Source organism: Pantoea sp. EEL5, from assembly GCF_049892805.1.
Classification (GTDB): Bacteria; Pseudomonadota; Gammaproteobacteria; order Enterobacterales; family Enterobacteriaceae; genus Pantoea; species Pantoea ananatis.
Genome location: NZ_JBNDNJ010000003.1, coordinates 59,822 through 83,838 on the forward strand (window position 1 = coordinate 59,822; position 24,017 = coordinate 83,838).

Here is a 24,017-nt window from a genome sequence, read left to right on the forward strand (position 1 = left end):
ATAACGCCTATGTCATACTCATCCTGCGTTGGGCGCTTCGCGCCATCTCCCTCTGGCGAACTCCATTTCGGCTCCCTGATTGCTGCGTTAGGCAGTTACCTGAGCGCACGTTCACAGCACGGCCGCTGGCTGGTTCGTATTGAAGATATCGATCCGCCGCGCGAAGTCGCCGGTGCCGCAACGCGTATTCTGCAACAGCTGGAGCATTACGGCCTGTACTGGGATGGCGAGGTGATGTGGCAATCCCAGAGACACAACGCTTATCGCGATGCACTGCACTGGTTAAGAGCGCACCGTCAAAGTTATTTCTGCACCTGTACCCGAAGCCGCATTCAGCAAGCCGGTGGCTTTTATGATGGTCACTGTCGGGATCGTCAACGCGGCCCCGAAGGTGCGGCCCTGCGCCTGCGCCAGCATGCGCCTGTTTATGGTTTTCAGGATCGGCTCAGAGGCGAGATCATTGCCGATCGGCGGCTGGCTGAGGAAGATTTTATCATTCATCGTCGTGATGGGCTGTTTGCTTACAATCTGGCTGTCGTCGTGGACGATCATCATCAGGGCATCACGGAAATTGTGCGCGGTGCAGACTTAATTGAGCCTACGGTACGGCAGATTGCCCTTTACCAGCAATTTGGCTGGACGCTGCCGGACTATTTGCATTTGCCGCTGGCAACGACGGCCGATGGTCACAAACTTTCTAAGCAAAATCATGCGCCCGCGTTACCGGAAGGGGATACGCGGCCGAGCCTGGTGCAGGCTTTACGTTTTCTGGGGCAGCCTGTCGCCGAAGGCTGGATGGACAAAACGCAGGAGAAACTGCTGTCTGACGCCGTGAAGCAGTGGAATATCGCTTTGATACCTCACGATAACGCCCTGATAACGGATGCATAGACAACAGCATTCTCAAATGATTCACAACAGGCTATGATTAGCCGCTGATTTTACCTACACCCTAATTGTCACTGTCGAGGTGTCCCATTTTTACCCGAGTCGCTAATTTTTGCCGGAAAGTCCTGAAGCGTGATGACGAGGAAGCACCAGCAGAGGTTGAACCTGAGAGTCATATGACCATCATTCCTCGTGAAAGCCACACCATCTCACGTAAAGACATCAGCGAAAATGCCCTCAAGGTGCTGTATCGTCTGAATAAAGCCGGTTATGAAGCCTATCTTGTTGGCGGCGGCGTGCGCGATTTGCTGCTGGGACAGAAGCCTAAAGACTTCGACGTGACCACAAACGCCACGCCGGAGCAGATGCGTAAACTGTTCCGCAACTGCCGTCTGGTTGGCCGCCGCTTCCGTCTGGCGCACGTGATGTTTGGGCCGGAAGTGATCGAAGTGGCGACATTCCGCGGTCATCATCAGATTGAAGAGACCAGCGACGATCATAACAATTCTCAGCGTGCCCAGAGCGGTATGCTGCTGCGCGACAATATTTTCGGCAGCATCGAAGATGATGCTCAGCGTCGCGATCTGACGATCAACAGCCTCTATTACAGCGTGGCCGATTTTTCGGTGCGGGATTATGTTGGTGGTCTGAACGATCTGCAGCAAGGGATTATTCGCTTGATTGGCGATCCGGAAACCCGTTATCGCGAAGATCCTGTGCGCATGCTGCGCGTTGCGCGTTTCGCTGCCAAATTAAATATGCGTATTGCGCCTGAAACGGCTGAGCCGATTCCCCGTCTGGCATCGTTACTTCGTGACGTGCCCGCCGCGCGTCTGTTTGAAGAGTCGCTAAAACTGCTGCAGGCCGGCTATGGTTACAGTACCTGGCTTAAGCTGTGTGAATACCAGTTATTTCAGCCGCTGTTCCCCACGCTGGCCCGTAACTTTACCGAGAACGGCGACAGCCACATGGAGCGCATGCTGGCCCAGGTGCTGAAGAACACGGATAACCGTATTCAAAATGATATGCGGGTTAATCCGGCCTTCCTGTTCGCCGCGATGTTCTGGTATCCACAGCTCGAAGCGGCTGAACGCATTGCGCAGGAAAGTGGCCTGACCTATTACGATGCCTTTGCCCTGGCCATGAACGATACGCTGGACGAAGCCTGCCGTGCGTTAGCCATTCCTAAGCGCATCACATCGTTGATTCGCGACATCTGGCAGTTGCAGCTACGCATGTCTCGTCGCCACGGTAAGCGGGCCTGGAAGCTGATGGAGCATCCTAAGTTCCGTGCTGCTTACGACCTGCTCTCGCTGCGAGCGGAGGTAGAAAACAATCCGGAACTGCTGCGCCTGAGTAAGTGGTGGGGAGAGTTCCAGGTTGCCGCGCCGCCACAGCAGAAAACGATGCTGAATACCCTGGGAGACGATCCGGCCCCGCGCAGCCGTACGCGCCGCCCTCGTCGCCGTTCAACGGCTCCGCGTCGTGATAACAACAACGCCTCATGACCCGGGTTTATCTGGCATTAGGCAGTAACCTTGCCGATCCGCTGCATCAGATTGATGCAGCGCTCTCAGCCCTGGACGCTCTCCCTGAGACTCAACGCGTAGCTACCTCCCCCTTTTACCGCACGCCGCCCTATGGCCCACCCGACCAGCCGGACTACCTTAATGCAGCGGTAGCGCTTGAAACCACGCTCACTGCCGAGGCGCTCCTGGATCAAACCCAGCGAATTGAACGGGAACATGGTCGCGTTCGCAAAGCCGAGCGCTGGGGCCCGCGCACACTGGATATTGATATCATGCTGTTTGGTACAGCCAGCCTCAACAGCGATCGGCTGATCGTGCCGCATTACGACCTGCTTAATCGCGCATTTATGCTGGTACCGCTGCTGGCGATTGCGCCCAATCTGCACCTGCCTGATGGCCGCCCGCTTCAGCCGCTTCTGGCCAGACTTGACTGCTCCAGCATCCGTCCCTGGCACAGTTGATCATCTATTCACACGTCACAGATTCCGCTCAGCAACGCGATACAGTAAAATGCGTCCATCTGAATTTCTGAGTTGAGAGCGCCATGAAACCCACCACCATTTCTCATTTGCGTCAGTGGAAAGAAAGCGGCAAAAAATTCGCGACCCTGACCGCCTACGAGTTTAGTTTCGCCCGGCTGTTTGCCGATGAGGGCATTCAGGTGCTACTGGTAGGCGACTCGCTGGGAATGACCGTACAGGGCCATGATTCGACGTTGCCTGTAACGGTAAGCGATATCGCCTACCATACTGCAGCGGTGCGTCGGGGTGCGCCTCAGTCGCTCTTACTGGCTGACCTGCCCTTCATGAGTTATGCCACGCCAGAGCAAACCTTTAATAACGCAGCGCAGCTCATGCGAGACGGAGCCAATATGGTGAAGCTGGAAGGCGGCGCATGGCTGGCAGACAGCGTACGCATGCTGACGGAGCGCGCCGTGCCGGTATGTGGCCATCTGGGATTAACGCCGCAGTCTGTGAATATTTTTGGCGGTTATAAAGTACAGGGGCGCGATGAAGCAGGCGCGGAGCAGCTTCTGGCTGATGCGCTGGCTATCGAAGCGGCGGGGGCTCAGCTGCTGGTGCTGGAATGTGTCCCTGTTGCGCTGGCGCAGCGCGTGACCCAGGCGCTGGCGATTCCGGTGATTGGTATCGGCGCAGGTAACGTTACCGACGGTCAGATACTGGTCATGCACGACGCCCTGGGGATCACCGGCGGGCACGTGCCCAAATTTGCGAAAAACTTTCTGGCTGAGACCGGCGACATCCGGGCGGCCATCCGCCGCTATATTGCTGAAGTTGAAGCAGGAAGCTATCCCGCTGTTGAACACAGTTTCCAGTAATTCAGGAGAATTGCCGTGCTGATCATCGACACTCTGCCTATGTTGCGACGTGACGTTCGTCGCTGGCGCGAGCAAGGTAAACGTATCGCGCTGGTGCCGACAATGGGCAACCTGCACGAAGGGCATTTAACGCTGGTCGACGAGGCGCGTGAACGGGGTGATATCGTTATCGTGTCCATTTTCGTCAACCCCATGCAGTTTGATCGTCCTGACGATTTGGCTCGCTATCCGCGTACGCTCCAGGAGGATTGCGAGAAGCTCAACCGTCACGGCGTCGATGTCGTGTTTGCGCCCTCACCTGCCGAGGTTTATCCCCAGGGGCTGGCCAATCAGACGTTCGTAGAGGTCCCGGTGTTGTCATCGCTGCTGGAAGGCGCGAGCCGTCCCGGCCATTTTCGCGGCGTCGCGACCATCGTCAGCAAGTTGTTTAATCTGGTTCAGCCCGATATAGCCTGCTTCGGCGAGAAAGATTTTCAGCAGTTAGCCATCATTCGTAAAATGGTGGCGGATATGGGGTTCGACATTGAGATTGTCGGTGTGCCCACCGTCCGTGCCAAAGATGGCCTGGCGCTCAGCTCACGCAACGGCTATCTCACTGACGATGAACGCAAGCTGGCCCCCGGTTTGAGTCAGGTAATGAATGAAATGGCCGCCCGACTGGCTAATGGCGAGCGGCAGATTGACGATATTATTGATGCCGCGAATCTGTCGCTGCAGGAAAAAGGATTGCGGCCGGATGGCCTGGCAATCTGCGATGCAGAAACGCTAGCCCCTCTGACGGTGGACAGTCAGCGTGCCGTGGTTTTAATGGCGGCCTGGCTGGGGAACGCACGGCTGATCGATAATCAACAGGTCGACCTCACGCAGTAAAGGCTGCAGGTCGTATTTTTGGCTGTATAACAAGGTTTCTGACTATGATTCGCACGGTTTTACAAGGCAAATTGCATCGCGTGAAGGTGACGCAGGCAGACCTCAACTATGAAGGCTCCTGCGCCATCGATCAGGATTTCCTTGATGCTTCTGGCATCCTGCAATACGAAGCCATCGATATTTACAACGTGACCAACGGTCAGCGTTTCTCTACCTATGCTATCGCCGCCGAACGAGGTTCAAAAATCATTTCGGTCAACGGCGCAGCGGCGCGCTGTGCCTGTGAAGGCGATATCCTGATTATCTGCTCCTATGTGCAGGTTGAAGATGCAGAAGCCCGTCAGTGGAAGCCCAACGTGGCCTACTTTGAAGGGGATAATCAGATGAAGCGCCTGGCGAAAGCCTTGCCGGTACAGTTGGCGTAAGCCCGGCCCACATAAAAAAAGCAGCGATATCGCTGCTTTTTTTGTCCGTCATGGCATCAGGTACGCAATCCGCGCCCGCGCTGAATCAGGAAGTAGACCGCGATATAGAACACCACGATAAAGGCAATCAGTACCGATAAGGTCAGCGCCAGCGGAACATCGTGGATGCCGAGGAAACCAAAGCGGAAGCCGCTTATCATGTACACCACCGGGTTCAGCTTTGAAATGGCTTGCCACACGGGCGGTAACAGCGCCAGCGAATAAAACACGCCGCCCAGGTAAGTTAATGGCGTCAGTACAAAGGTCGGTATCAGGCTGATATCGTCAAAGGTACGGGCAAACACCGCGTTAATCAGGCCGGCCAGCGAAAACAGCACGGCAGTGAGCAGCAGCGTGACGGCAACCATCATCCATGAATGAACATGGAAAGGGACAAAAAACAGCGACACCGCCGTAACCAGCACACCGACACAAACGCCGCGTGCCACACCGCCACCGACATAGCCCGCAATGATGATGTGCGTCGGCACCGGTGCCACCAGCAGCTCTTCGATATTGCGCTGAAACTTGGCGCTAAAAAACGAGGAAGCCACGTTGGCATAGGCGTTGGTGATCACCGACATCATAATCAGGCCAGGCACAATAAACTGCATGTAGCTGAACCCATTCATATCGCCGATACGCGCACCAATAAGGTTGCCGAAGATAATAAAATACAGCGTCATGGTGATAACGGGTGGCACCAGCGTCTGAATCCAGATACGGGCGAAGCGGTTCACCTCCCTGGCCCAGATGCTCTTTAACGCCACCCAGTACAAATGTGTCATGCTTTAGCTCCTGTTTTTCCTTGCGTCAGGCCGACGAACAGCTCTTCCAGACGATTCGCTTTGTTGCGCATACTCAGTACCTGCACGCCCTGAGCGCTGAGCTGGCTAAATACACTGTTCAGCCCCTGCTCACGTAGGACTTCGACCTCCAGCGTCGATGTATCGACCAGGCGATACTGGAAACCTTCCAGCGACGGCAGCGGACTGCGCGGGGCCAGATCCAGGATAAAGGTTTCCGATTTCAGCTTTGACAGCAGAGATTTCATTGAGGTGTTTTCCACCAGCTCGCCATTTTGAATAATGCCGATGTTGCGGCACAGCATTTCTGCCTCTTCAAGATAGTGAGTGGTCAGAATGATAGTGGTGCCCTGCGCGTTCAGATCTTTCAAAAACACCCACATCGAGCGGCGCAGTTCAATATCGACCCCGGCGGTAGGTTCATCCAGAATCAGCAGCTTGGGCGCATGCATCAGGGCGCGGGCGATCATCAAACGACGCTTCATGCCACCGGACAACATCCGCGCACGCTCGTTGCGTTTTTCCCACAGGTCGAGTTGCTTCAGGTGCTTTTCCGCACGTTGCAGGGCTTCACGACGCTCAACGCCATAGTAACCGGCCTGATTCACTACGATCTGCATGACCGTTTCAAACGGGTTAAAGTTAAACTCCTGTGGGACAAGGCCCAACTGGCGTTTGGCGTTCACTACGTCTTTTTCCAGATCGTAGCCAAAAACCCTGACGCTGCCCTCAGACTTATTCACCAGCGAACTGATAATGCCGATAGTGGTCGATTTACCCGCGCCGTTAGGCCCTAAAAGCGCATAAAAATCACCGGCTTCGACGTTCAGATCGATGCCCTTGAGCGCCTGTACGCCGCCGGGATAGGTCTTGGTCAGCCGGGAAAGTTCCAGTGCATAGGTCATTCTGAATACATACCCTGTTGTATGGCATTGTAATGCCGTTTGAATTTAGGAAGCCTTCGCCTATAGTACGCGCACGCAAATGCGCAGTAACAGGTTGCTTAACGCCATGACAGATATTGATACCCTGATCAGTAATAACCGCGAATGGTCCACATTACTGGTCAAAGAAGATCCCGGCTTTTTTGAGCGACTGGCTCAGGCGCAAAAACCGCGTTTCCTCTGGATTGGCTGTTCAGACAGCCGCGTGCCCGCCGAACGCCTTACCGGCCTTGAGCCCGGCGAACTGTTTGTTCATCGCAACGTCGCCAACCTGGTCATTCATACCGACCTCAACTGCCTTTCTGTGGTGCAGTACGCGGTAGAGGTGTTAGAAGTTGAACATATCATCGTGTGCGGCCACTATGGCTGCGGTGGTGTTCAGGCCGCTATGGATAACCCGGAGCTGGGTCTCATAGATAACTGGCTGCTGCACATTCGCGATCTCTGGTACAAGCATAGCGTGTTACTGGGGGAACTCCCGCCGGATAAACGCCTGGATAAACTTTGCGAAATCAACGTTGTTGAGCAGGTTTATAATCTTGGGCATTCCACGATTCTGCAATCCGCCTGGAAACGTGGACGCAAAGTGTCGCTCCATGGCTGGGTTTACGGTATCCAGGATGGCTGCCTGCGCAATCTTGATGTGACGGCAAGCAGCCGGGAGAATCTTGAACAACGCTATCGTCACGGCATGGCTAATCTGTTAGTTAAGGGCGATTTTCAGCGCCAGTAACGCTGTTGCGCGACAAGCCTACACGAAACGACGGGCTCAGGCCTTGGAAGAATGTGCGGTCAACGGCATTCAGTCTTCGAGCGGCACCACTTTGCCGATGTAAGGCAGGTGGCGATAATGTTGTGCATAATCAATACCAAAGCCCACCACAAACTCATCGGGAATAGAAAAGCCGACGTATTCAACGTTGACGTTGACTTCCCGACGTTCAGGCTTATCCAGCAACGTACAAATCGCCAGGGATTTTGGCTCACGCAAGCGCAGGATTTCACGCACTTTCGAAAGCGTGTTACCGGAGTCGATAATGTCTTCGACAATTAAAACATCTTTGCCGCGAATATCTTCATCCAGGTCTTTCAGGATTTTCACATCCCGGGTCGTGGACATACCGCTGCCGTAACTGGATGCGGTCATAAAATCCACTTCGTGCGGAACGTCAATGGCGCGGCATAAATCAGCCATAAACATAAATGAGCCACGAAGTAGCCCCACCAGCACCATATCACTGCCGCTGTCGCGGTAATGGTCGGTGATTTCTTTGCCCAGTTCAGCGATGCGCGCGGCGATTGCCTGTTCAGGGATCATTACGTCAACAGTATGTTTCATTGCCTTTTGCCCGGTAGCTCACAAAGCCACGCAGTCTATCATAGTAGAAAGGCGTACTGATGCCGCGCGGAAAAAGCAAACGTTTACGTGTAGTAAAAATCTTCACCTGTCGTCTGGCAGTTGCACACTCAGCATTACCTTAGAACAACACAGCATTTAACAGCATTAATTGCTGCATGATAGGATTTTATCAACATATCGTTATGCAGTTAACGACCTTATTGGGAGATCTCAATGACTTCACCCTCAAGTAAGAAAACGCACGTTGGCGATCGTCAACTGCATCCTGAAACTCAGATGCTGAATTATGGCTACGATCCTCGCCTGTCGGAAGGTGCCGTGAAGCCGCCCGTGTTTCTTACCTCTACCTTTGTTTTTGACAGCGCAGAAGAAGGCCGCGATTTTTTCGACTATGTTTCAGGACGTCGTCAGCCTCCGGAAGGCAAAAGCGGCGGACTGGTTTATTCCCGCTTTAATCATCCCAACAGCGAGATCGTAGAAGATCGCCTGGCCATTTACGAACAGGCGGAAAGCTGTGCCCTGTTTGCTTCCGGTATGGCGGCTATCTCGACAACGCTGTTAACCTTTGCACGACCGGGAGAAGTCATTCTGCATTCGCAGCCGCTGTATGGCGGCACGGAAACGTTGCTGAGTAAGACACTGCACAATCTGGACATTCAGGCGGTCGGCTTCAGCGACGGACACGATGAAGCAAAAGTGCGTGATGCGGCTCATCGTGCGATGGCGCAGGGGCGCGTCGCGATGATTCTGGTGGAAACCCCGGCGAATCCCACCAACAGCCTGGTGAATATTGCGCTGATGGGGCGCATCGCCGACGAGATCGATCGGCATCAGGGTTCGCGTCCGGTCATCGCCTGTGATAACACCTTGCTGGGCCCGATTTTTCAACAGCCGCTGACGCTGGGGGCGGACTTATCGCTGTATTCTCTGACGAAATATGTCGGCGGGCACTCTGACCTGATCGCTGGCGCGGTGATGGGTAAGAAAACGCTGATGACGCAAATTCGCGCCCTGCGAAGCGCTATCGGTACGCAACTGGATCCGCACTCAAGCTGGATGATTAGCCGTTCGCTGGAAACGCTGTCGCTGCGCATGGAAAAAGCCTTTCGCAATGCCGAAGCCGTTGCCGCCTTTCTGCAGCCGCATCCTAAGGTAGCAGCGTTGCACTGGTTGCCCTATCTGGATGCAGAAAGCCCCGCAGGCAAAACGTATCGCGAGCAGTGCAGCGGCGCCGGCTCGACCTTCTCTTTTGATATCGTGGGCGGACAACCTGCTGCGTTTCGCTTTCTCAATGCGCTTGCGTTGTTTAAGCAGGCCGTTAGCCTGGGCGGCACCGAGTCACTTGCCAGCCATCCCGGCACAACCACGCATTCTGGCGTGCCGGATGCAGTCCGTGAGCGCATCGGTATTACCGACGCGACGATACGCTTATCGATCGGCATCGAACATGCCGGAGATCTGGTAGAAGACATCCGACTGGCCCTTGAACAAGCCTGATCAGGTCACGGTGAAGCCCAGCATCATCCCGGTATCTTCATGCTCCAGCAAATGGCAGTGGGCCATATAAGCATGATCGGCGGCGGCGGCGTGATTGAAACGCACCAGTACTTCACTGCGCCAGCCGTCGACATTCACCATGTCTTTCCATCCCTGACGATGGGCGGCGGGCGGTTTGCCGTTTTCTGAAAGAATACGGAACTGCGTACCGTGAATATGAAAAGGATGCAGCATGCTGTCGCCTTCGCCGGAAATGGTCCATTTTTCCACGGCGCCCTGTTTCACATTGAAGGCGGGACGCGTCATATCAAATGCCAGACCGTTAATTTTATTGCCGTTATGGAAATCATACGCGGCAGTGGACATTGCGCCATGGTCCATATTTTGGTGATCCATCGTCTCTGCGCCGCTGTCATGTTTCATCTCGCTCGCGTCGTTGCCCATTGGCATAGCGTGCTGCCCTCCTTTGCCCATGGCTTTCTCACCGTAACGCGCCATTAACGCCTGCATACCTTGCTGATCCAACTGGGGATCCATACTGAGCTGCAGCCAGCGCGCTGTCAGGCCTTCTGTTTTTGGCACAGCTGGCAGCGTGGCGAGCTGGTCGGGTAAAGTTGCACTGGCCATGATCCGCAGCGGCAAGATATTCACCAGCGGCAGGGGGCGATCGAAAGGTGCCAGCGTCATGCCCATTTGCGTGACCGGCAGCGTAACGATATCAAAGGCGTTGCCGTCAGAGGTATCGACCATGATCTCAAAACGCTCACCGGGGAGCAGCGGAAGTGAATCCACTTTCACCGGCTCCGACAGCAGCCCACCGTCGCTGGCGATAACATACAGGGGACGTTTGTCGCTGGCCGCGATATGCAGCGAACGGGCATTGCAGCCGTTAAGCAGGCGCAGACGTAGCCAGCCACGCGGCACGGCGTGCTGCGGATACTGCACGCCATTCGTCAGCATCATGTCGCCAAACCAGCCCACCGCCGCGCGCATCACGTCAAGTTGATAATCGATATGCTCGCCAGACTGACTCAGCTGCTTATCCTGAAAGATAAGCGGTACATCGTCGGTGCCCCACTGGCTGGGCAGCCGGAGCGTACCTGACGGCTGATCCTCCAGCAAAATTAACCCCGCCAGGCCCTGAGCGACCTGATGGCCGGTTTTGCCGTGTAGATGCGGATGGTACCAGCAGGTTGCCGCAGGCTGATCCGGGGTAAAGGTCACCTGACGCATCGCCCCCGGCGCAATGACGCCCTGTGGGCCGCCGTCTACCTCACCGGGAATGTCCAGCCCGTGCCAGTGAAGCGTCGTCGCTTCTTTAAGCCGGTTATGAATGTTGATGGTGGCTGTCGTACCGCGCTTCAGGCGAATCGCCGGGCCCAGCAGGCTGCCATTGTAGCCCCAGGTGGGTACGGCTTTCCCCTGCCACTGCGTCGTGCCCTCCATCGCCGTCAGGCTGTACAGTCCATTCGCATCCGCCTCCAGCAGCGCGGGGATAGGAAGCGGCGGTCGGGTAGCGGCCATGAGCGAGCGACTCCAGAGCGGCAGCGCACCCGCCGCGCCCAGTGCCGCGCTGAGTTTCAAAAAGTGGCGACGTTGCATAATCAGCATCCTTGTAACGAAATTACCTGAAGCCTAAACCCTGCCCTTATGGCAAGGTCAAGCATAGCCGGACAGAATGCCCCGAAAAGCGTAAATTGATCGAAAATCTTTACATAACTGTGCTAACGTCTTAAGACAATTATCTGATGAGAATAACTATGAAGAAAAGCATCAAGATCCTGCTGCTGGCGGGACTCTTCGGCTTCTCCTCCACCAGCTTTGCCCTGAGCGAATCCGAAGCAGAAGATCTTGCCGATCTCACTGCCGTATTCGTTTATTTAAAAAATGATTGTGGCTACCAGGATTTGCCCGATGCGCAGATTCGTAAGGCGTTGGTGTTTTTTGCTCAGCAGAACCGCTGGGACTTAAGCAATTACAACAACTACAACATGAAAGCCCTCGGCGAAGCCAGCTATCGTGATTTAAGCGGCATCGCCATTGCTAATGACCAAAAATGTAAGTCGTTGGCCCGGGATTCTCTCAGCCTGCTTGCTTATGTAAAGTAGCGCGCCAGCCCGCTCTCCCACCAGACATTTGCCCGTGCAAGGACTATCATAGTTAGCTATGATGTCCCGCCGATTTTCGGGGTGATGTCACGAAAGGAGAGCTTCATCATGGCCCAAAATGAGATGTGGTATGAAACACTTCATGCCGGCTTTGGCCAGTATTTTACCGTCGATAAACAGCTTTATCGGGATAAAACGGCCCACCAGGATTTAATCATCTTTGAAAACGCGGCCATGGGTCGCGTCATGGCGCTGGATGGCGTGGTGCAAACAACCGAACGTGATGAGTTTATCTATCACGAGATGATGACGCACGTGCCGTTGCTGGCTCACGGCTCGGCAAAAAGCGTGCTGATCATCGGCGGCGGCGACGGTGCCATGTTGCGCGAAGTGTCCCGCCACGCTGATATCCAAAAAATCACAATGGTCGAGATTGATGCTGGCGTGGTCACCTTTTGCCGTCAGTATTTGCCCAATCACAGTGCCGGCGCTTACGACGATCCGCGTCTCAATCTGGTTATCGATGACGGCGTGAATTTCGTCAATCACACCACTGAAAAGTTTGACGTTATTATCTCAGACTGTACCGATCCCATCGGTCCGGGCGAAAGCCTGTTTACCTCTGAATTCTATGCAGGCTGTAAAAAAGCCCTGAATGAGAACGGTATTTTCGTTGCACAAAACGGCGTCTGCTTCCTGCAGCAGGATGAGGCAGTGAACAGCCATCGTAAACTCAGCCACTACTTCCAGGATGTCAGCTTTTATCAGGCGGCTATCCCGACCTACTATGGCGGGATCATGACGTTTGCCTGGGCCAGCGACAATCCTGCTTTGCGCCAGCCCGACGCGGCCCTGTTACAGGCGCGTTTCGAAGCCTCTGGCTTGCGCTGCCGTTACTATACACCGGCGATTCATACTGGCAGCTTTGCCCTGCCACAATATCTGTTGAATGCACTGGAAGACCCGCGCTGACTGGGCATTTATAAGGGGGTGAATAAAATTGCAAAAGCTAAAACTACATGGCTTCAATAACCTGACCAAAAGCCTGAGTTTTTGTATCTACGATATTTGCTATGCAAATACTGAAGCTGAACGTGATGGGTATATTGCTTATATCGATGAGCAATATAATGCCAATCGCCTGACAGAAATTCTGACCGAAACCTGTTCCATCATTGGCGCAAATGTCCTGAATATTGCCCGTCAGGATTATGAGCCACAGGGTGCCAGCGTGACCATTCTGGTCAGTGAGGAACCCATCGATCCCAAAGATATTGATACGTCAGAACATCCGGGTCCGCTGCCCAACTCCGTCGTTGCGCACCTTGATAAGAGTCATATCTGTGTACATACCTATCCAGAGAGCCACCCAGAAGGCGGCCTTTGCACCTTCCGTGCCGACATCGAAGTATCGACCTGTGGCGTGATCTCCCCTCTTAAGGCGCTTAATTATCTGATTCATCAGCTGGAGTCAGACATCGTCACGGTGGATTATCGCGTGCGCGGCTTCACGCGTGATGTGAACGGCGTGAAACATTTTATCGACCATGAAATAAATTCTATTCAGAACTTTATGTCTGAAGACATGAAGGGCATGTACGACATGGTGGATGTTAACGTTTACCAGGAAAACATCTTTCACACCAAGATGTTATTAAAAGAGTTTGATTTAAAACACTATCTTTTCAATACCCGCCCTGAAGATCTGACGCCTCAGGAGCATAAACGTATTACCGACCTGCTGTGGAAGGAAATGCGTGAGATTTACTACGGCAGAAATATTCCGTCAGTGGGATTAAAAACGTACTAGTCACCCTACCGCTGCCCTGCCCCCTGCGTTGGGGGCCATTTTCTCCTTCGTCATCATCCATGCCTCTTCCGGTTTCAACCAGAACAGGACTTATTATGCGCTGCAAACCAGGATGGCCGCCGTCCGGTTAATTTGCCTCTTCTGGTGGCTTTATCGCCTGGTTGCCGCGAGCACTTTTCTTGTAATACGCGCAGAACCCCGCGTCTCACTTTCTCCTGCTCAGCGCTGTCATCGCTGCCCTCCTCCGGCCGTTCTTGTCTCTTTTCCGCTACAACACAGGTATTAATTCAAATATTCAGTACTAAACACTAAAAAACCAATCCAGATCCGTCAAAATCATTAATTTAGTTAACATGAATTTCTTTAATTAAAATGATATGACCTAACAAACTGCATCGCTTTACGCCACGCTAACCAATGCTTTTTCCATGAGGAAGATCACATTATATCGCAAGAAAACATAAACTTAATTTTTGATTAAAAGTAAGCCATTTAAGGCTAGTCATCTAAAACCTCATTAAAAACCTTAACTATCATAGACATAAAAAGAACCCTATTAAAAAAATCAATAAAACATAAAAATAACTTAATGATCACATCACCCTGTGATATACATTAAAAAAATTTACTTTTCGCGGGTAATCGTTGGTAAGGAGAGTGATATGAGTCACGCATACTCTGTTATAAACATAAACAAACTTAACGTTTATGTGGAATTAGTGAAATGCAGCGTGCCCACACGTAACAGGACCATCCTGATAAATGGCGCGCTGGCGACCTCGTCTTCCTTTCGGAACTGGAAGCGGTTTCTGGCGGATAAATCAGATGTGATTACGTTCGATCTGCCTTTTTCCGGCAAATCGAAACCCTACAATGAGCAGGACTGTAATATCGTTACGCTGGATGATGAAGTGGCGATCATTCGGGAAATTATTTCAATCTATAAGCCTAACATTATTGCCTCTGCTTCGTGGGGCGGCGCATCGACGCTGAAGCTGTTAAATAACGGCGAAGATGGCCTGGAACACGCCATTATTGCGTCTTACTCTTTCGAATTTAACGATCGAATGCGCACCTACGTTAAACAGGCAAATCTGTACTCAAAAGAGAAAAAATTTGTCGATCTTGCGCATTTGATGAACGAAGAAGTCGGCGCCTATTTGCCGAACAAAATGAAATTCTGCAATTTCAGACACCTCACCACGCTGGATGAAATTGAGTACCGCCAGGGGCGCTTCCACCTTGAGCAAATCGCTAATATTCGCAATCATGACTACAAAAGTATTATCGATAATTCGGCATGTCAGTTTCACTTTATCAATGGCGATCTGGATATTCATACGCCGCAGAAAAACATTGAAGAGATTTGCGGCGAGTCGGACAAAACCTGCTTTTATCAGATCAGAGATGCGGGACACTTTTTAGATCTGGAAGGAAAAGTTAGCCGGGAGCGTACGGCTGCCGCCTTTAACACCATTTTTAACCAGATTGGTGTCTGAAATGAAAGTGATCATTGGCGCACTCGGCTCAGCTGGCGATGTCTTTCCCTGTATTGAAATTGGATCGCTTCTGAAAGAAAAAAATCACGATGTTTATTTGCTCGCTAACGATTACTTCAGGTCAGAAGCCGTTTCTCGCGGACTTTCCTTTGTTGCGGTGGGCGATAAAGAAACGTACGTCAACGCGGTACAGGACCGTTCGCTGTGGGAAAAAAAGCACTCTCTGAAACGTATCTCACACTATATGGCGGAACAGCAGGAAGCCATGTTCAATGCCATGAGCGCCCTTGTGGATGATGACTGCATTATCATTCATTCTTTATGGTGCTTCGCTGCAAAAGCGGTAAGTGACAAATACCAGATTAAGAAATATGCAATCAGCCTGACCAATTCAAATTTAAAATTGCAGCCCGGGCGCGTGATTAACGCGCTGGAAAAAGGCCTGCGAGTGAATCTGAACTGGAAACTGGCCTTATTTCAACGCGCACTGGTGTCACCCGCACTTCAGGATACGCTGGACAAATTACGCCGCGACAATCACCTGCCCGCCTGTCGAAATATTTATGCTGACTGGGTGAGCGGTGGACAGCGTTCGATCGTGTTATATGAACCCTGGTTCTATCAGAAAAAAGCGCGTAACGGGTTTTACGCTGGTTTTATGCTTAATAAAAGCCGTGCATCAACGGATGACGAACAGATTACCGCCTTTATTGACTCCCGAACGGTGGTGTTTTTTACCAGTTGGGCACTGGCTGAGAAAAAGTCCGTTAGCCAGATATTGCAGGACTTAAAAGCTGAGGGGTTAAAATGCGTACTTGTTACGCCAACAGCAACCGCCTTGTCGGTGAACGATGACGTGATGACCGTACCTCAACTGAATATTGCCCTTGTCGAAACGTGCTTATTTGCCATTCATCATGGCGGTATTGGCACCACCGCGCAGTTACTCAAGAATGGCGTTCCCCAACTGATCTATCCCCGCGCGTTCGATCAGTTTGAAAACGCCCGTGCACTTGAGCGGCTGGCCTGTGGGCTGAAAGGAAAAGGGATAAAGGAAATCCGGAAAATGGCGGCGCTTTCACGCCATAAGAAACATAATTGCGATTACTACGCGGCGCAATTTGATAAAGCGGGCAATAAAGGTCACGAACTGGAAAACTTTCTGACCCGTTAAGCCATCCGGCACAGCCAGCCAGGCATGATTTACCCTGGCTGGCCGATGGGCATCAGATCTGAAACGCGGCCGTTAATACTCTCAGGCTCCTTGCCTGTTCCGTTAACGACTGAGATGCAGAAGCGGACTGTTCGACCAACGCCGCGTTGCTCTGCGTTACGCTGTCCATTTGGGTCACAGCCACGCTGACCTGCGAAACGCCCTGCATTTGTTCTACCGATGCCAGAGCCAGCCCATCCATATATTGTGCCAGCGAGGCGACCTCGCTCGCGGCTTTAAGAATACTGTGTGCCGTATTATCTGCCGCTTTTACGCCTTTCTCGACGCCACTGACGGCTTCTTCAATCAGGGTGCCGATTTCTCGTGACGACGAGGCGCTGCGTTGAGCCAGCGTCCGGACTTCGCTCGCCACCACGGCAAAACCGCGACCATGTTCACCTGCTCTTGCTGCTTCAACGGCGGCATTCAGCGCCAGAATGTTCGTCTGAAACGCGATGCTCTGAATGACCGCCGTAATCTCTTTGACCTTGGCCGCACTCACCGAAATGCTGTGCATGGTCTGACTCATTTCATTGACGGCTTTTTCACTGGCGCGGGTCAGCGATTCCGTCTCGCGAGCCGAAGAGGCGGTGGATTCTGCGACGGAAGTGTTGTTGCGCACGGTAGCGGTAATCTGCTCCATACTGGCTGCCGTCTGCTGCAACGCGGCAGCCTGCTCCTCCGTGCGGGAAGAGAGCTCTGTATTTCCCTGTGCGATTTCGCTGGCTGCCAGTTCAACCGACGCAGCGGAGTCTTTGATCTGAGAAACCAGTGTCCGCAGATGATTTTGCATATTGGCCAGCGCCGCAAGCAGCTTGCCGGTCTCATCCTTTCGATCCACGGTAATCACGGAGGTCAGGTCGCCCCGGGCGATGGTATCAGCCGTATTCACCGCCAGCGTCAGAGGACGGGAAATGCTACGGGAAATAAGCAGTCCCAGCACCAATGAGATGGCTGTCGAAAGCACCAGCCCGCCTGTTAACGTCATTCTGGTCTTTGTACGCTCAGTGATTAACTCGTCTGCACGGGCCTGCAGCAACGATTTTTCAGTGGCAATCATTGACTCAATGACAGAACGCATCGCATCCATTTGAACTTTCCCTTCACCCGAGGCAAAGAGCTCAAAAAAGCGCTGCTGATCCAGCGAGCCCTGATTCAGGCGTTCGCGCGCATCGATCACCTTTTGGGCATAGGTTTCCAGCCAGGCCTTTTGTCTGTTTTCCAAATCAACTAAACGTTTCTGCTGTTCCGGATTATCCTGGGTCAGCTGATGCGTACTCTCTATATATCGACTGAATGCCTGTTTTCCTTCATTAAACGGGACCAGCATCTGCGGTTTGCCGTTGAGCGCAAAACCACGCACGCCCGTCTCCATATTAAGCAGGTTTTCGGTGGCCTTGTTTAATCCTTCAACAACCTGATAAGTATGAATATTAAGCTGGCTGGCTTGTGTTACCCGGCCAAAACCAGCATAAAACAGGCCACAAACGACAATCATGACCAGCGTAATCGCGCCAAATGCAATATAGAGTCGTGTTCTGATAGATGTGTTGCTGAGCATAATTTCTCCGCGAGTGGAAAAAAATAAATAAATTCCATTAATTAACTGAGACTAATGGCAAAAACATTAATAATCAGGCATGTAAATTTAATGAAAAGCCTGTTAACGCACCCAAAAATGAGTGACGCCAATATAAACGCATTAATGTCCAGTTGATTATTAACGCAGTTGCTGAAATTTCCACTGCGTTACCTTTTTAATTTTAAGCCACTTCAAAAAATCGCAGAGATGCTTATCTATCACTATGCAGCTTCAGCGGAGCGTGAATTAACCCACCGAAATAAAAAAGATTAAAATCAAAGGCTTTTAAAAGAGATGAGAATGAAAATGCTTACAACATTGCGTTGAAGGAATAAAGTGCAACGTTAATTTGACTTAGCGCCATCGCATTATTAACCAATTAAATGTTATCACTCATGTCAAAACCGCCTGTCATCTCCTCATCTTTTTGGTGAAAGGTTATATTTTAATAAAACAGAACATCGCGCGCGGCGTTAAATATTGCCCTGTGCCCCGTGCTCTTAATACAAATCAGCCCTACCTTGTGCTCTCTGAAATCGATTTTAACCTGCACATCGACTGCAACGTCGCCGATGTACAGGCCCGGGCTTAGGGTTGGAGATACAACTCTTCTATGTAGTGCAGGGCTTCGCATAGCGTACTGTCTGTGCCAAATCCCCCCGCCTTGGTAATAACCGGCAGGTCATCAATTTCACTGTTCACGAAGGTGCCGCAGGGGATACAGGGAGCGACTTCGCTCTGAATACGATAACCTTCAGCGCCCAATGCGTTAGCCACCGCAATAGCGATGTCCCCACCGGTGAGAAACAGGCCGCCGGTACGAGCACGATCGAGAATCGCCAACGTGATTTCTCCCAGCCGCTGACTCAGCTTTTCACCTAAGGCTTCTCGACTCAGTTCGTAGTGCGCGGTCAGAGCATCAATCTGATTACGATCGTCAACGCTGCTGCTGGTCTGAAGAACACAGTGCCTGTTCTGCATCAGAATCTCGCACGCCTGGGCCACGATATGTTCGCACTCATCTTTAGGCCCCAGAAGGGTTTGTACCGCTATTCTGACAACGTCAACGCGTCCTGAGCGCTGCGCCTGCTCAACCTGACGTCGGGTCATTTCACTCATTGAGCCTGCCACCACCAATACGGGCAGAGTTTGATGCATAGTCATGTAACTTTCAGCCGGAAGTGCATTCGCCAGCCCCGCCGCACCGACCAATAAAGGGGGCTGGGTCATGGCCAGGGCGGCCTGGGCAATTAGCGTCAGATCGTTATCATTTTCGGCATCCATGACCACGATGCCCCCTCCCTGCCGGGCCAGACTTTCAAGCCGGGCACGTAGCTCACCGCCTCTTACCACGTCCAGCGACATTTCACTCACCGGCAGACGAGTCTGTAAGCCGATAAGCGTACTGATTCGCGACGAAATAATCGGGGTGCGAGGATCGCTGGCAAACTCTGTCTCCAGCAACGGACGCTGGTGCACCAGGCACTCACCCTGGCGCGTGATGCGGCCTGCCGAAGGTATGGCCGCGGCAACGATCGCCAGCGTGGCACCACTTGCCGCCATAGCCGCGGCAATCTCTGCCCCGGGGTTCCCCCGCAAGGTCGAGTCGATTTTTTTATAAATCAGTACGTTATTTTGCGTCGTGCCCAGCCAGGCAGAAAGCGCCTGAGTAACGGCAATGCTCGCCTGCTCTGCGCTAAGCGCCCGGCTATCCGTGTTGATGACGAGTACGTCAGTCCGCCGCGAGGGTTTCTGCTGTGGCGTCAGCATCACTTCGGTGCGTGCGCCCTTTTTGGCCAACTGGACACCGGTATCGTTTGCGCCCGTAAAATCGTCGGCGATGACAAGCATTTTCATCATAACTTCTCCGTGGATGACAGCGATCGCTGCTGATTACTCTTTGCCACCCATGAGGTCAGCATGGGCGTTAAAATTGCGGTAACAATGACCGACGTCGCGACCAGCGGCGTGGCCGACGCAACGACGTCTGCCAGGGCGGGATCGGCGTGAGCAATAGCAACAGGCGTGGCGACAGCATTGCCCGCCGTGCTGGATGCCGCCGCGCCGGCAATTCCGCTGCCACCTAACAAGCGATCGACTTTTATATTAAAGAAGCCGCCGACGAGCGTGGTTAAGCCCCCCAGAACAATGCCAGCCAGCCCGCCTTTGAGCAGCATGGCAAAATCAATGCTGGCACCCAACGCAAAGGCAAAGAAGGGAATCAGTATCGGGCCGCCCTGAGACAAAAAATCGCGCATTTTTGGATCGAGATTACCGAGCAACATGCCCAGCAGCATGGGGACGATCACCACCACCACCGACATGACAGGAATATTTGCCATCCCTGCCGCGCCCAGGGCAATCATGGTGAGTACCGGACCATCGTTAAGGGAGATCACGGGGGTCGCGCCGACTTCATTGTCCTGGCCAAACTCCCCCGCGAGCGCAGCATAAAGGCCGCCATTCGTATTGCTCATGGCCGAAATGACGGCGACCGACGTCAGTCCCCACAGCCCCTCCGCGCCAAAAAAGGTATCCACAGCAAAGCCCACGGCCACAGCAACAAGAAACTTGCTTGCCGTGACGCCACCGCCTATCAACAAGGCTTTGGGTGCCGCTTTGATATATATCCCTGCGCCCATACAAAACAAAAATGCCCCAATCAGAGCAGGTGCACCTTCTTTAAAAAGCGCGGTGGTAAAGCCGCCCACCTGTAAGGCTTCGGGCGCGAGCGTATTCACGATGGCCCCTAAAACCAGCGGGACAACCATCATACCGCCCGGGATTTTTTCAACTGTTGCTTTAATATCCATATTATCACCATTATGATTAATTATAATCACCATGATGATATTAAATCATTAAGAGGAAAATTGCGGCATGAATCGCAGAATAGCGCGCGGTTAGTTGAGCATAATCAATCAATACGGAGGGGAACCACAGGGCCTGCAATACTCACCGGTATTATCTGTTTTGCATGAAGCGCCGCCAGGCAGCAATGACCGCCAGAAAATCCTCCATACCGCAGAAGCACAAGCTTTCTTCGTCGTAATAATTCATGCCCTCTTCCATTTCATCGCCTTCAAAATTCAGCGTATTCGCGCGGACAATCACCTCTTCGTCATCCATCCACAGCGTGTATTCCCGCCCGATACGTTGCCACTGACGTTCACTTCCTTTTAATTTATGGGCTTCCGCTTCTACCTCATCCAGCACGCTGGCATCGTGCTCGACCTCTTCATTAAACCAGTGGCCCAGTGCTTCATGTCCCATCGACATACGAACTTTCACTTTGCCCGTGATGTCACGTAGAAATTCATACTCCATGATCTTATCTCTTTATCAGTCACTCGCGCTGTTATACCGCTATTTTCATTACCATGCACCTGCTTAGCGCACACATCCGGCTTCCTTCAGGACACTTTTCAGGCATAAAAAAAGAGGAACGCCAGAGCGTCCCTCTTAAATGGACCAACGGTCAGCAATCAGACGGCGGTCTGGAAAATCACGCCATCCGCTTTTTCAGTGTACTGGCTCAACTGGTCAAAGTTGAGATAGCGATAGGTATCGCTAGCCGTTTTATCCACCTGCGCCATAAACTGCTGATACTCATCTGGCGTTGGCAGCTTACCTAACAGTGATGAGACCGCCGCCAGCTCCGCAGAAGCCAGGTAGACGTTAGCCCCTGTACCCAAACGGTTCGGGAAGTTACGGGTTGAGGTCGAAACGACCGTTGCGCCATCGGCGACACGTGCCTGGTTACCCATGCACAGTGAACAACCCGGGATCTCGATACGCGCACCGCTCTTACCGAACACGCTGTAGTAGCCTTCTTCCGTCAGCTGTGCCGCATCCATTTTGGTCGGTGGTGCGACCCATAAACGGGTTGGCAGTTGGCCTTTGTGGCTGTCCAGCAACTTACCTGCCGCGCGGAAGTGACCGATGTTGGTCATGCACGAACCGATAAAGACTTCATCAATCTTCTCGCCCTGCACATCTGACAGCAGACGCGCATCGTCGGGATCGTTTGGCGCGCACAGAATCGGCTCTTTGATCTCCGCCAGATCGATGTCAATCACCGCAGCATATTCTGCATCGGCGTCGGCTTCGAGCAGCTGTGGATCCGCCAGCCATTTCTCCATGCCTTCGATACGGCGCTCAAGCGTACGACGATCGCCGTAGCCTTCTGAGATCATCCATTTCAGCAGGACAATGTTAGATGTCAGATACTCTTTGATCGGCGCCTGATCCAGCTTGATGGTACAGCCTGCAGCAGAACGCTCAGCAGAGGCATCGGTCAGTTCGAACGCCTGCTCCACTTTCAGATCGGGCAGACCTTCAATTTCAAGGATGCGACCGGAGAAGATGTTCTTCTTACCTTTCTTCTCAACGGTTAACAGGCCCTGCTTAATCGCATACAGCGGAATGGCGTGAACCAGATCGCGCAGCGTAATGCCGGGCTGCATTTTACCTTTGAAACGTACCAGTACCGATTCCGGCATATCCAGTGGCATAACGCCGGTCGCTGCCGCAAAGGCAACCAGACCCGAACCTGCCGGGAAGGAAATACCGATTGGGAAGCGGGTGTGGGAATCGCCACCGGTGCCGACGGTATCCGGCAGCAGCATACGGTTCAGCCAGGAGTGAATCACGCCATCACCCGGACGCAGGGAAACGCCGCCACGGTTCATGATGAAGTCTGGCAGCGTGTGGTGCGTGTTCACATCGACTGGCTTAGGATAAGCCGCCGTGTGACAGAATGACTGCATCACCAGATCGGCAGAGAAGCCCAGACATGCCAGGTCTTTCAGCTCGTCGCGGGTCATAGGACCGGTGGTATCCTGCGAGCCCACCGAGGTCATTTTCGGTTCGCAATAGGCACCCGGACGGACGCCGTCCACGCCACAGGCGCGGCCAACCATTTTCTGCGCCAGTGAGTAGCCGCGTGAGCTTTCCGCCACGTCTTTCGCGATACGGAACACGGTGCTGACAGGCAGCCCCAGGGATTCACGCGCTTTGCTGGTCAGGCCACGACCGATGATCAGTGGAATACGGCCACCGGCACGCACTTCATCAATCAGCACGTCGGTTTTCAGTTCAAAACTGGCCAGCAGATCGCCGGTTTCGTGATTGCGCACTTCGCCTTTAAACGGATAGATATCAATGACATCACCCATATTCAGGTCGTTCACATCCACTTCGATCGGCAGCGCGCCGGCATCTTCCATGGTGTTGAAGAAGATAGGCGCAATCTTGCCGCCCAGAACAACACCACCGCCTTTCTTATTCGGCACGTTAGGGATGTCATCGCCCATAAACCACAGCACCGAGTTGGTGGCCGATTTACGGGATGAACCTGTGCCCACAACGTCGCCCACATAGGCCAGCGGGAAACCTTTAGCCTGCAGTGCTTCGATCTGTTTGATCGGACCGATGTTGCCTGACTCATCCGGCTCAATGCCTTCACGGGCATTTTTCAGCATCGCCAGGGCATGCAGTGGGATATCCGGACGTGACCAGGCATCCGGTGCCGGAGACAGGTCATCGGTGTTGGTTTCACCCGTGACTTTGAAAACCGTAACGGTAATTTTTTCAGCCAGCTCAGGACGTGACAGATACCATTCGGCATCCGCCCACGACTGCATCACCTGCTTCGCGTGTGGATTGCCTGCTTTGGCTTTTTCTTCAACGTCGTAAAAGCTGTCAAACATCAGCAACGTGTGGGAAAGCGCTTTTGCCGCAATCGGTGCGAGTTTCGCATCATCTAATGCTTCAATCAGAGGATGGATGTTGTAGCCGCCCTGCATGGTACCGAGCAGTTCAACAGCTTTTTCAGGAGATACCAGAGGAGAGGTTGTTTCGCCTTTGGCGACAGCAGCCAGGAAACCTGCTTTAACATACGCCGCTTCATCGACGCCGGGTGGTACGCGGTTGACCAACAAATCGGTCAAAAATTCTTCTTCACCCGCAGGTGGATTTTTTAGCAGTTCAACCAGCGCGGCCATTTGGGAAGCATCTAATGGCTTAGGTACGATCCCTTGGGCAGCACGCTCGGCAACGTGCTTACGGTATTCTTCTAGCACGACGTTCTCCTCGCTCTCATTGTAT

At 52.9% G+C, this 24,017-nt stretch carries 22 protein-coding genes; 13 read left to right on the forward strand and 9 right to left on the reverse strand.

Features of this window, described 5'->3' with window-relative positions; genetic code table 11:
* Nucleotides 1–9 precede the first annotated feature (9 nt).
* From gluQRS to panD, 6 genes are all read left to right on the forward strand, one after another.
* Nucleotides 10–891, forward strand: coding sequence for a tRNA glutamyl-Q(34) synthetase GluQRS (gene gluQRS / locus ACPXSQ_RS14590; RefSeq protein ID WP_013024663.1), 882 nt, complete (start codon nt 10–12; stop codon nt 889–891).
* 86 nt (nt 892–977) lie between these two features.
* Entirely contained in the window at nt 978–2,396 is a 1,419-nt protein-coding gene (gene pcnB / locus ACPXSQ_RS14595; protein WP_206099803.1) for a polynucleotide adenylyltransferase PcnB, read from the forward strand.
* Nucleotides 2,393–2,878: a 2-amino-4-hydroxy-6-hydroxymethyldihydropteridine diphosphokinase gene (gene folK, locus ACPXSQ_RS14600; protein WP_013024661.1), complete on the forward strand. Its 486-nt coding sequence runs from the start codon at nt 2,393–2,395 to the stop codon at nt 2,876–2,878. Before pcnB ends, folK begins: the two co-directional genes overlap by 4 nt.
* 83 nt (nt 2,879–2,961) lie before the next feature.
* On the forward strand, nt 2,962–3,756 hold the full coding sequence (gene panB / locus ACPXSQ_RS14605; protein ID WP_110015292.1) for a 3-methyl-2-oxobutanoate hydroxymethyltransferase: 795 nt from the start codon (nt 2,962–2,964) through the stop codon (nt 3,754–3,756).
* Nucleotides 3,757–3,771: 15 nt separating this feature from the next.
* A complete protein-coding gene (panC, locus tag ACPXSQ_RS14610; RefSeq protein ID WP_013024659.1) occupies nt 3,772–4,626 on the forward strand; it encodes a pantoate--beta-alanine ligase in 855 nt (284 codons plus the stop codon).
* Between the two features lie 44 nt (nt 4,627–4,670).
* The gene (panD, locus tag ACPXSQ_RS14615; RefSeq protein WP_013024658.1) at nt 4,671–5,051 is read left to right on the forward strand and encodes an aspartate 1-decarboxylase; all 381 of its coding nucleotides are present in this window, start codon (nt 4,671–4,673) and stop codon (nt 5,049–5,051) included.
* Between the two features lie 56 nt (nt 5,052–5,107).
* On the opposite strand, the gene ACPXSQ_RS14620 is transcribed toward panD, so the two are convergent.
* On the reverse strand, nt 5,108–5,878 hold the full coding sequence (locus ACPXSQ_RS14620; protein WP_014592940.1) for an ABC transporter permease: 771 nt from the start codon (nt 5,876–5,878) through the stop codon (nt 5,108–5,110).
* The gene (locus ACPXSQ_RS14625) at nt 5,875–6,801 is read right to left on the reverse strand and encodes an ABC transporter ATP-binding protein (protein ID WP_013024656.1); all 927 of its coding nucleotides are present in this window, start codon (nt 6,799–6,801) and stop codon (nt 5,875–5,877) included. Before ACPXSQ_RS14625 ends, ACPXSQ_RS14620 begins: the two co-directional genes overlap by 4 nt.
* 106 nt (nt 6,802–6,907) lie before the next feature.
* Here ACPXSQ_RS14625 and can point away from each other — a divergent pair, with 106 nt between their 5' ends.
* Nucleotides 6,908–7,573: a carbonate dehydratase gene (gene can, locus ACPXSQ_RS14630; RefSeq protein ID WP_014606563.1), complete on the forward strand. Its 666-nt coding sequence runs from the start codon at nt 6,908–6,910 to the stop codon at nt 7,571–7,573.
* A 69-nt stretch (nt 7,574–7,642) separates the two neighbouring features.
* Here can and hpt read toward each other — a convergent pair whose 3' ends face one another.
* Nucleotides 7,643–8,179 (reverse strand): hypoxanthine phosphoribosyltransferase, encoded by a 537-nt coding sequence (gene hpt, locus ACPXSQ_RS14635; protein WP_014592939.1) that lies wholly within the window; start codon nt 8,177–8,179, stop codon nt 7,643–7,645.
* 234 nt (nt 8,180–8,413) lie between these two features.
* Here hpt and ACPXSQ_RS14640 point away from each other — a divergent pair, with 234 nt between their 5' ends.
* Nucleotides 8,414–9,697, forward strand: coding sequence for a cystathionine gamma-synthase family protein (locus ACPXSQ_RS14640; protein WP_014592938.1), 1,284 nt, complete (start codon nt 8,414–8,416; stop codon nt 9,695–9,697).
* On the opposite strand, the gene cueO is transcribed toward ACPXSQ_RS14640, so the two are convergent.
* On the reverse strand, nt 9,698–11,299 hold the full coding sequence (gene cueO / locus ACPXSQ_RS14645) for a multicopper oxidase CueO (protein ID WP_426144122.1): 1,602 nt from the start codon (nt 11,297–11,299) through the stop codon (nt 9,698–9,700).
* Nucleotides 11,300–11,457: 158 nt separating this feature from the next.
* Here cueO and ACPXSQ_RS14650 point away from each other — a divergent pair, with 158 nt between their 5' ends.
* From ACPXSQ_RS14650 to ACPXSQ_RS14670, 5 genes are all read left to right on the forward strand, one after another.
* Nucleotides 11,458–11,805, forward strand: a complete 348-nt coding sequence (locus tag ACPXSQ_RS14650) for a YacC family pilotin-like protein (RefSeq protein WP_014606565.1) — start codon at nt 11,458–11,460, stop codon at nt 11,803–11,805.
* Between the two features lie 108 nt (nt 11,806–11,913).
* Nucleotides 11,914–12,777 carry a polyamine aminopropyltransferase gene (speE, locus tag ACPXSQ_RS14655; RefSeq protein ID WP_014606566.1) on the forward strand — a complete coding sequence of 288 codons (864 nt, stop codon included), beginning with the start codon at nt 11,914–11,916 and terminating at the stop codon, nt 12,775–12,777.
* Nucleotides 12,778–12,805: 28 nt separating this feature from the next.
* Nucleotides 12,806–13,615, forward strand: a complete 810-nt coding sequence (speD, locus tag ACPXSQ_RS14660; RefSeq protein WP_013024649.1) for an adenosylmethionine decarboxylase — start codon at nt 12,806–12,808, stop codon at nt 13,613–13,615.
* A gap of 731 nt (nt 13,616–14,346) precedes the next feature.
* Nucleotides 14,347–15,114, forward strand: coding sequence for an alpha/beta fold hydrolase (locus ACPXSQ_RS14665; RefSeq protein WP_227008665.1), 768 nt, complete (start codon nt 14,347–14,349; stop codon nt 15,112–15,114).
* Nucleotide 15,115: 1 nt separating this feature from the next.
* The gene (locus ACPXSQ_RS14670; RefSeq protein ID WP_014592934.1) at nt 15,116–16,288 is read left to right on the forward strand and encodes a nucleotide disphospho-sugar-binding domain-containing protein; all 1,173 of its coding nucleotides are present in this window, start codon (nt 15,116–15,118) and stop codon (nt 16,286–16,288) included.
* 52 nt (nt 16,289–16,340) lie between these two features.
* Here the strand turns inward: ACPXSQ_RS14670 and ACPXSQ_RS14675 are convergent, their stop codons facing one another.
* The 5 genes from ACPXSQ_RS14675 to acnB form a co-directional block, all read right to left on the reverse strand.
* On the reverse strand, nt 16,341–17,888 hold the full coding sequence (locus ACPXSQ_RS14675; protein WP_014606568.1) for a methyl-accepting chemotaxis protein: 1,548 nt from the start codon (nt 17,886–17,888) through the stop codon (nt 16,341–16,343).
* Between the two features lie 609 nt (nt 17,889–18,497).
* Nucleotides 18,498–19,766 (reverse strand): D-threonate kinase, encoded by a 1,269-nt coding sequence (gene dtnK / locus ACPXSQ_RS14680; protein ID WP_031283385.1) that lies wholly within the window; start codon nt 19,764–19,766, stop codon nt 18,498–18,500.
* Nucleotides 19,766–20,722, reverse strand: coding sequence for a 2-keto-3-deoxygluconate permease (locus ACPXSQ_RS14685; RefSeq protein ID WP_015700944.1), 957 nt, complete (start codon nt 20,720–20,722; stop codon nt 19,766–19,768). Before ACPXSQ_RS14685 ends, dtnK begins: the two co-directional genes overlap by 1 nt.
* 151 nt (nt 20,723–20,873) lie before the next feature.
* Nucleotides 20,874–21,236: a protein YacL gene (gene yacL, locus ACPXSQ_RS14690; protein WP_013024643.1), complete on the reverse strand. Its 363-nt coding sequence runs from the start codon at nt 21,234–21,236 to the stop codon at nt 20,874–20,876.
* A gap of 158 nt (nt 21,237–21,394) precedes the next feature.
* Nucleotides 21,395–23,992: a bifunctional aconitate hydratase 2/2-methylisocitrate dehydratase gene (gene acnB / locus ACPXSQ_RS14695; RefSeq protein WP_085980279.1), complete on the reverse strand. Its 2,598-nt coding sequence runs from the start codon at nt 23,990–23,992 to the stop codon at nt 21,395–21,397.
* Nucleotides 23,993–24,017 lie beyond the last annotated feature (25 nt).

Excerpts from the sequence above, each read along its gene's own strand:
- gluQRS (WP_013024663.1), top strand. The coding sequence starts at position 10 with ATGTCATACTCATCCTGCGTTGGGCGCTTCGCGCCATCTCCCTCTGGC.
- folK (WP_013024661.1), top strand. The coding sequence starts at position 2,393 with ATGACCCGGGTTTATCTGGCATTAGGCAGTAACCTTGCCGATCCGCTG.
- panB (WP_110015292.1), top strand. The coding sequence starts at position 2,962 with ATGAAACCCACCACCATTTCTCATTTGCGTCAGTGGAAAGAAAGCGGC.
- panD (WP_013024658.1), top strand. The coding sequence starts at position 4,671 with ATGATTCGCACGGTTTTACAAGGCAAATTGCATCGCGTGAAGGTGACG.
- ACPXSQ_RS14620 (WP_014592940.1), bottom strand. The coding sequence starts at position 5,878 with ATGACACATTTGTACTGGGTGGCGTTAAAGAGCATCTGGGCCAGGGAG.
- ACPXSQ_RS14625 (WP_013024656.1), bottom strand. The coding sequence starts at position 6,801 with ATGACCTATGCACTGGAACTTTCCCGGCTGACCAAGACCTATCCCGGC.
- can (WP_014606563.1), top strand. The coding sequence starts at position 6,908 with ATGACAGATATTGATACCCTGATCAGTAATAACCGCGAATGGTCCACA.
- hpt (WP_014592939.1), bottom strand. The coding sequence starts at position 8,179 with ATGAAACATACTGTTGACGTAATGATCCCTGAACAGGCAATCGCCGCG.
- ACPXSQ_RS14640 (WP_014592938.1), top strand. The coding sequence starts at position 8,414 with ATGACTTCACCCTCAAGTAAGAAAACGCACGTTGGCGATCGTCAACTG.
- cueO (WP_426144122.1), bottom strand. The coding sequence starts at position 11,299 with ATGCAACGTCGCCACTTTTTGAAACTCAGCGCGGCACTGGGCGCGGCG.
- ACPXSQ_RS14650 (WP_014606565.1), top strand. The coding sequence starts at position 11,458 with ATGAAGAAAAGCATCAAGATCCTGCTGCTGGCGGGACTCTTCGGCTTC.
- speE (WP_014606566.1), top strand. The coding sequence starts at position 11,914 with ATGGCCCAAAATGAGATGTGGTATGAAACACTTCATGCCGGCTTTGGC.
- ACPXSQ_RS14670 (WP_014592934.1), top strand. The coding sequence starts at position 15,116 with ATGAAAGTGATCATTGGCGCACTCGGCTCAGCTGGCGATGTCTTTCCC.
- ACPXSQ_RS14675 (WP_014606568.1), bottom strand. The coding sequence starts at position 17,888 with ATGCTCAGCAACACATCTATCAGAACACGACTCTATATTGCATTTGGC.
- dtnK (WP_031283385.1), bottom strand. The coding sequence starts at position 19,766 with ATGAAAATGCTTGTCATCGCCGACGATTTTACGGGCGCAAACGATACC.
- ACPXSQ_RS14685 (WP_015700944.1), bottom strand. The coding sequence starts at position 20,722 with ATGGATATTAAAGCAACAGTTGAAAAAATCCCGGGCGGTATGATGGTT.
- yacL (WP_013024643.1), bottom strand. The coding sequence starts at position 21,236 with ATGGAGTATGAATTTCTACGTGACATCACGGGCAAAGTGAAAGTTCGT.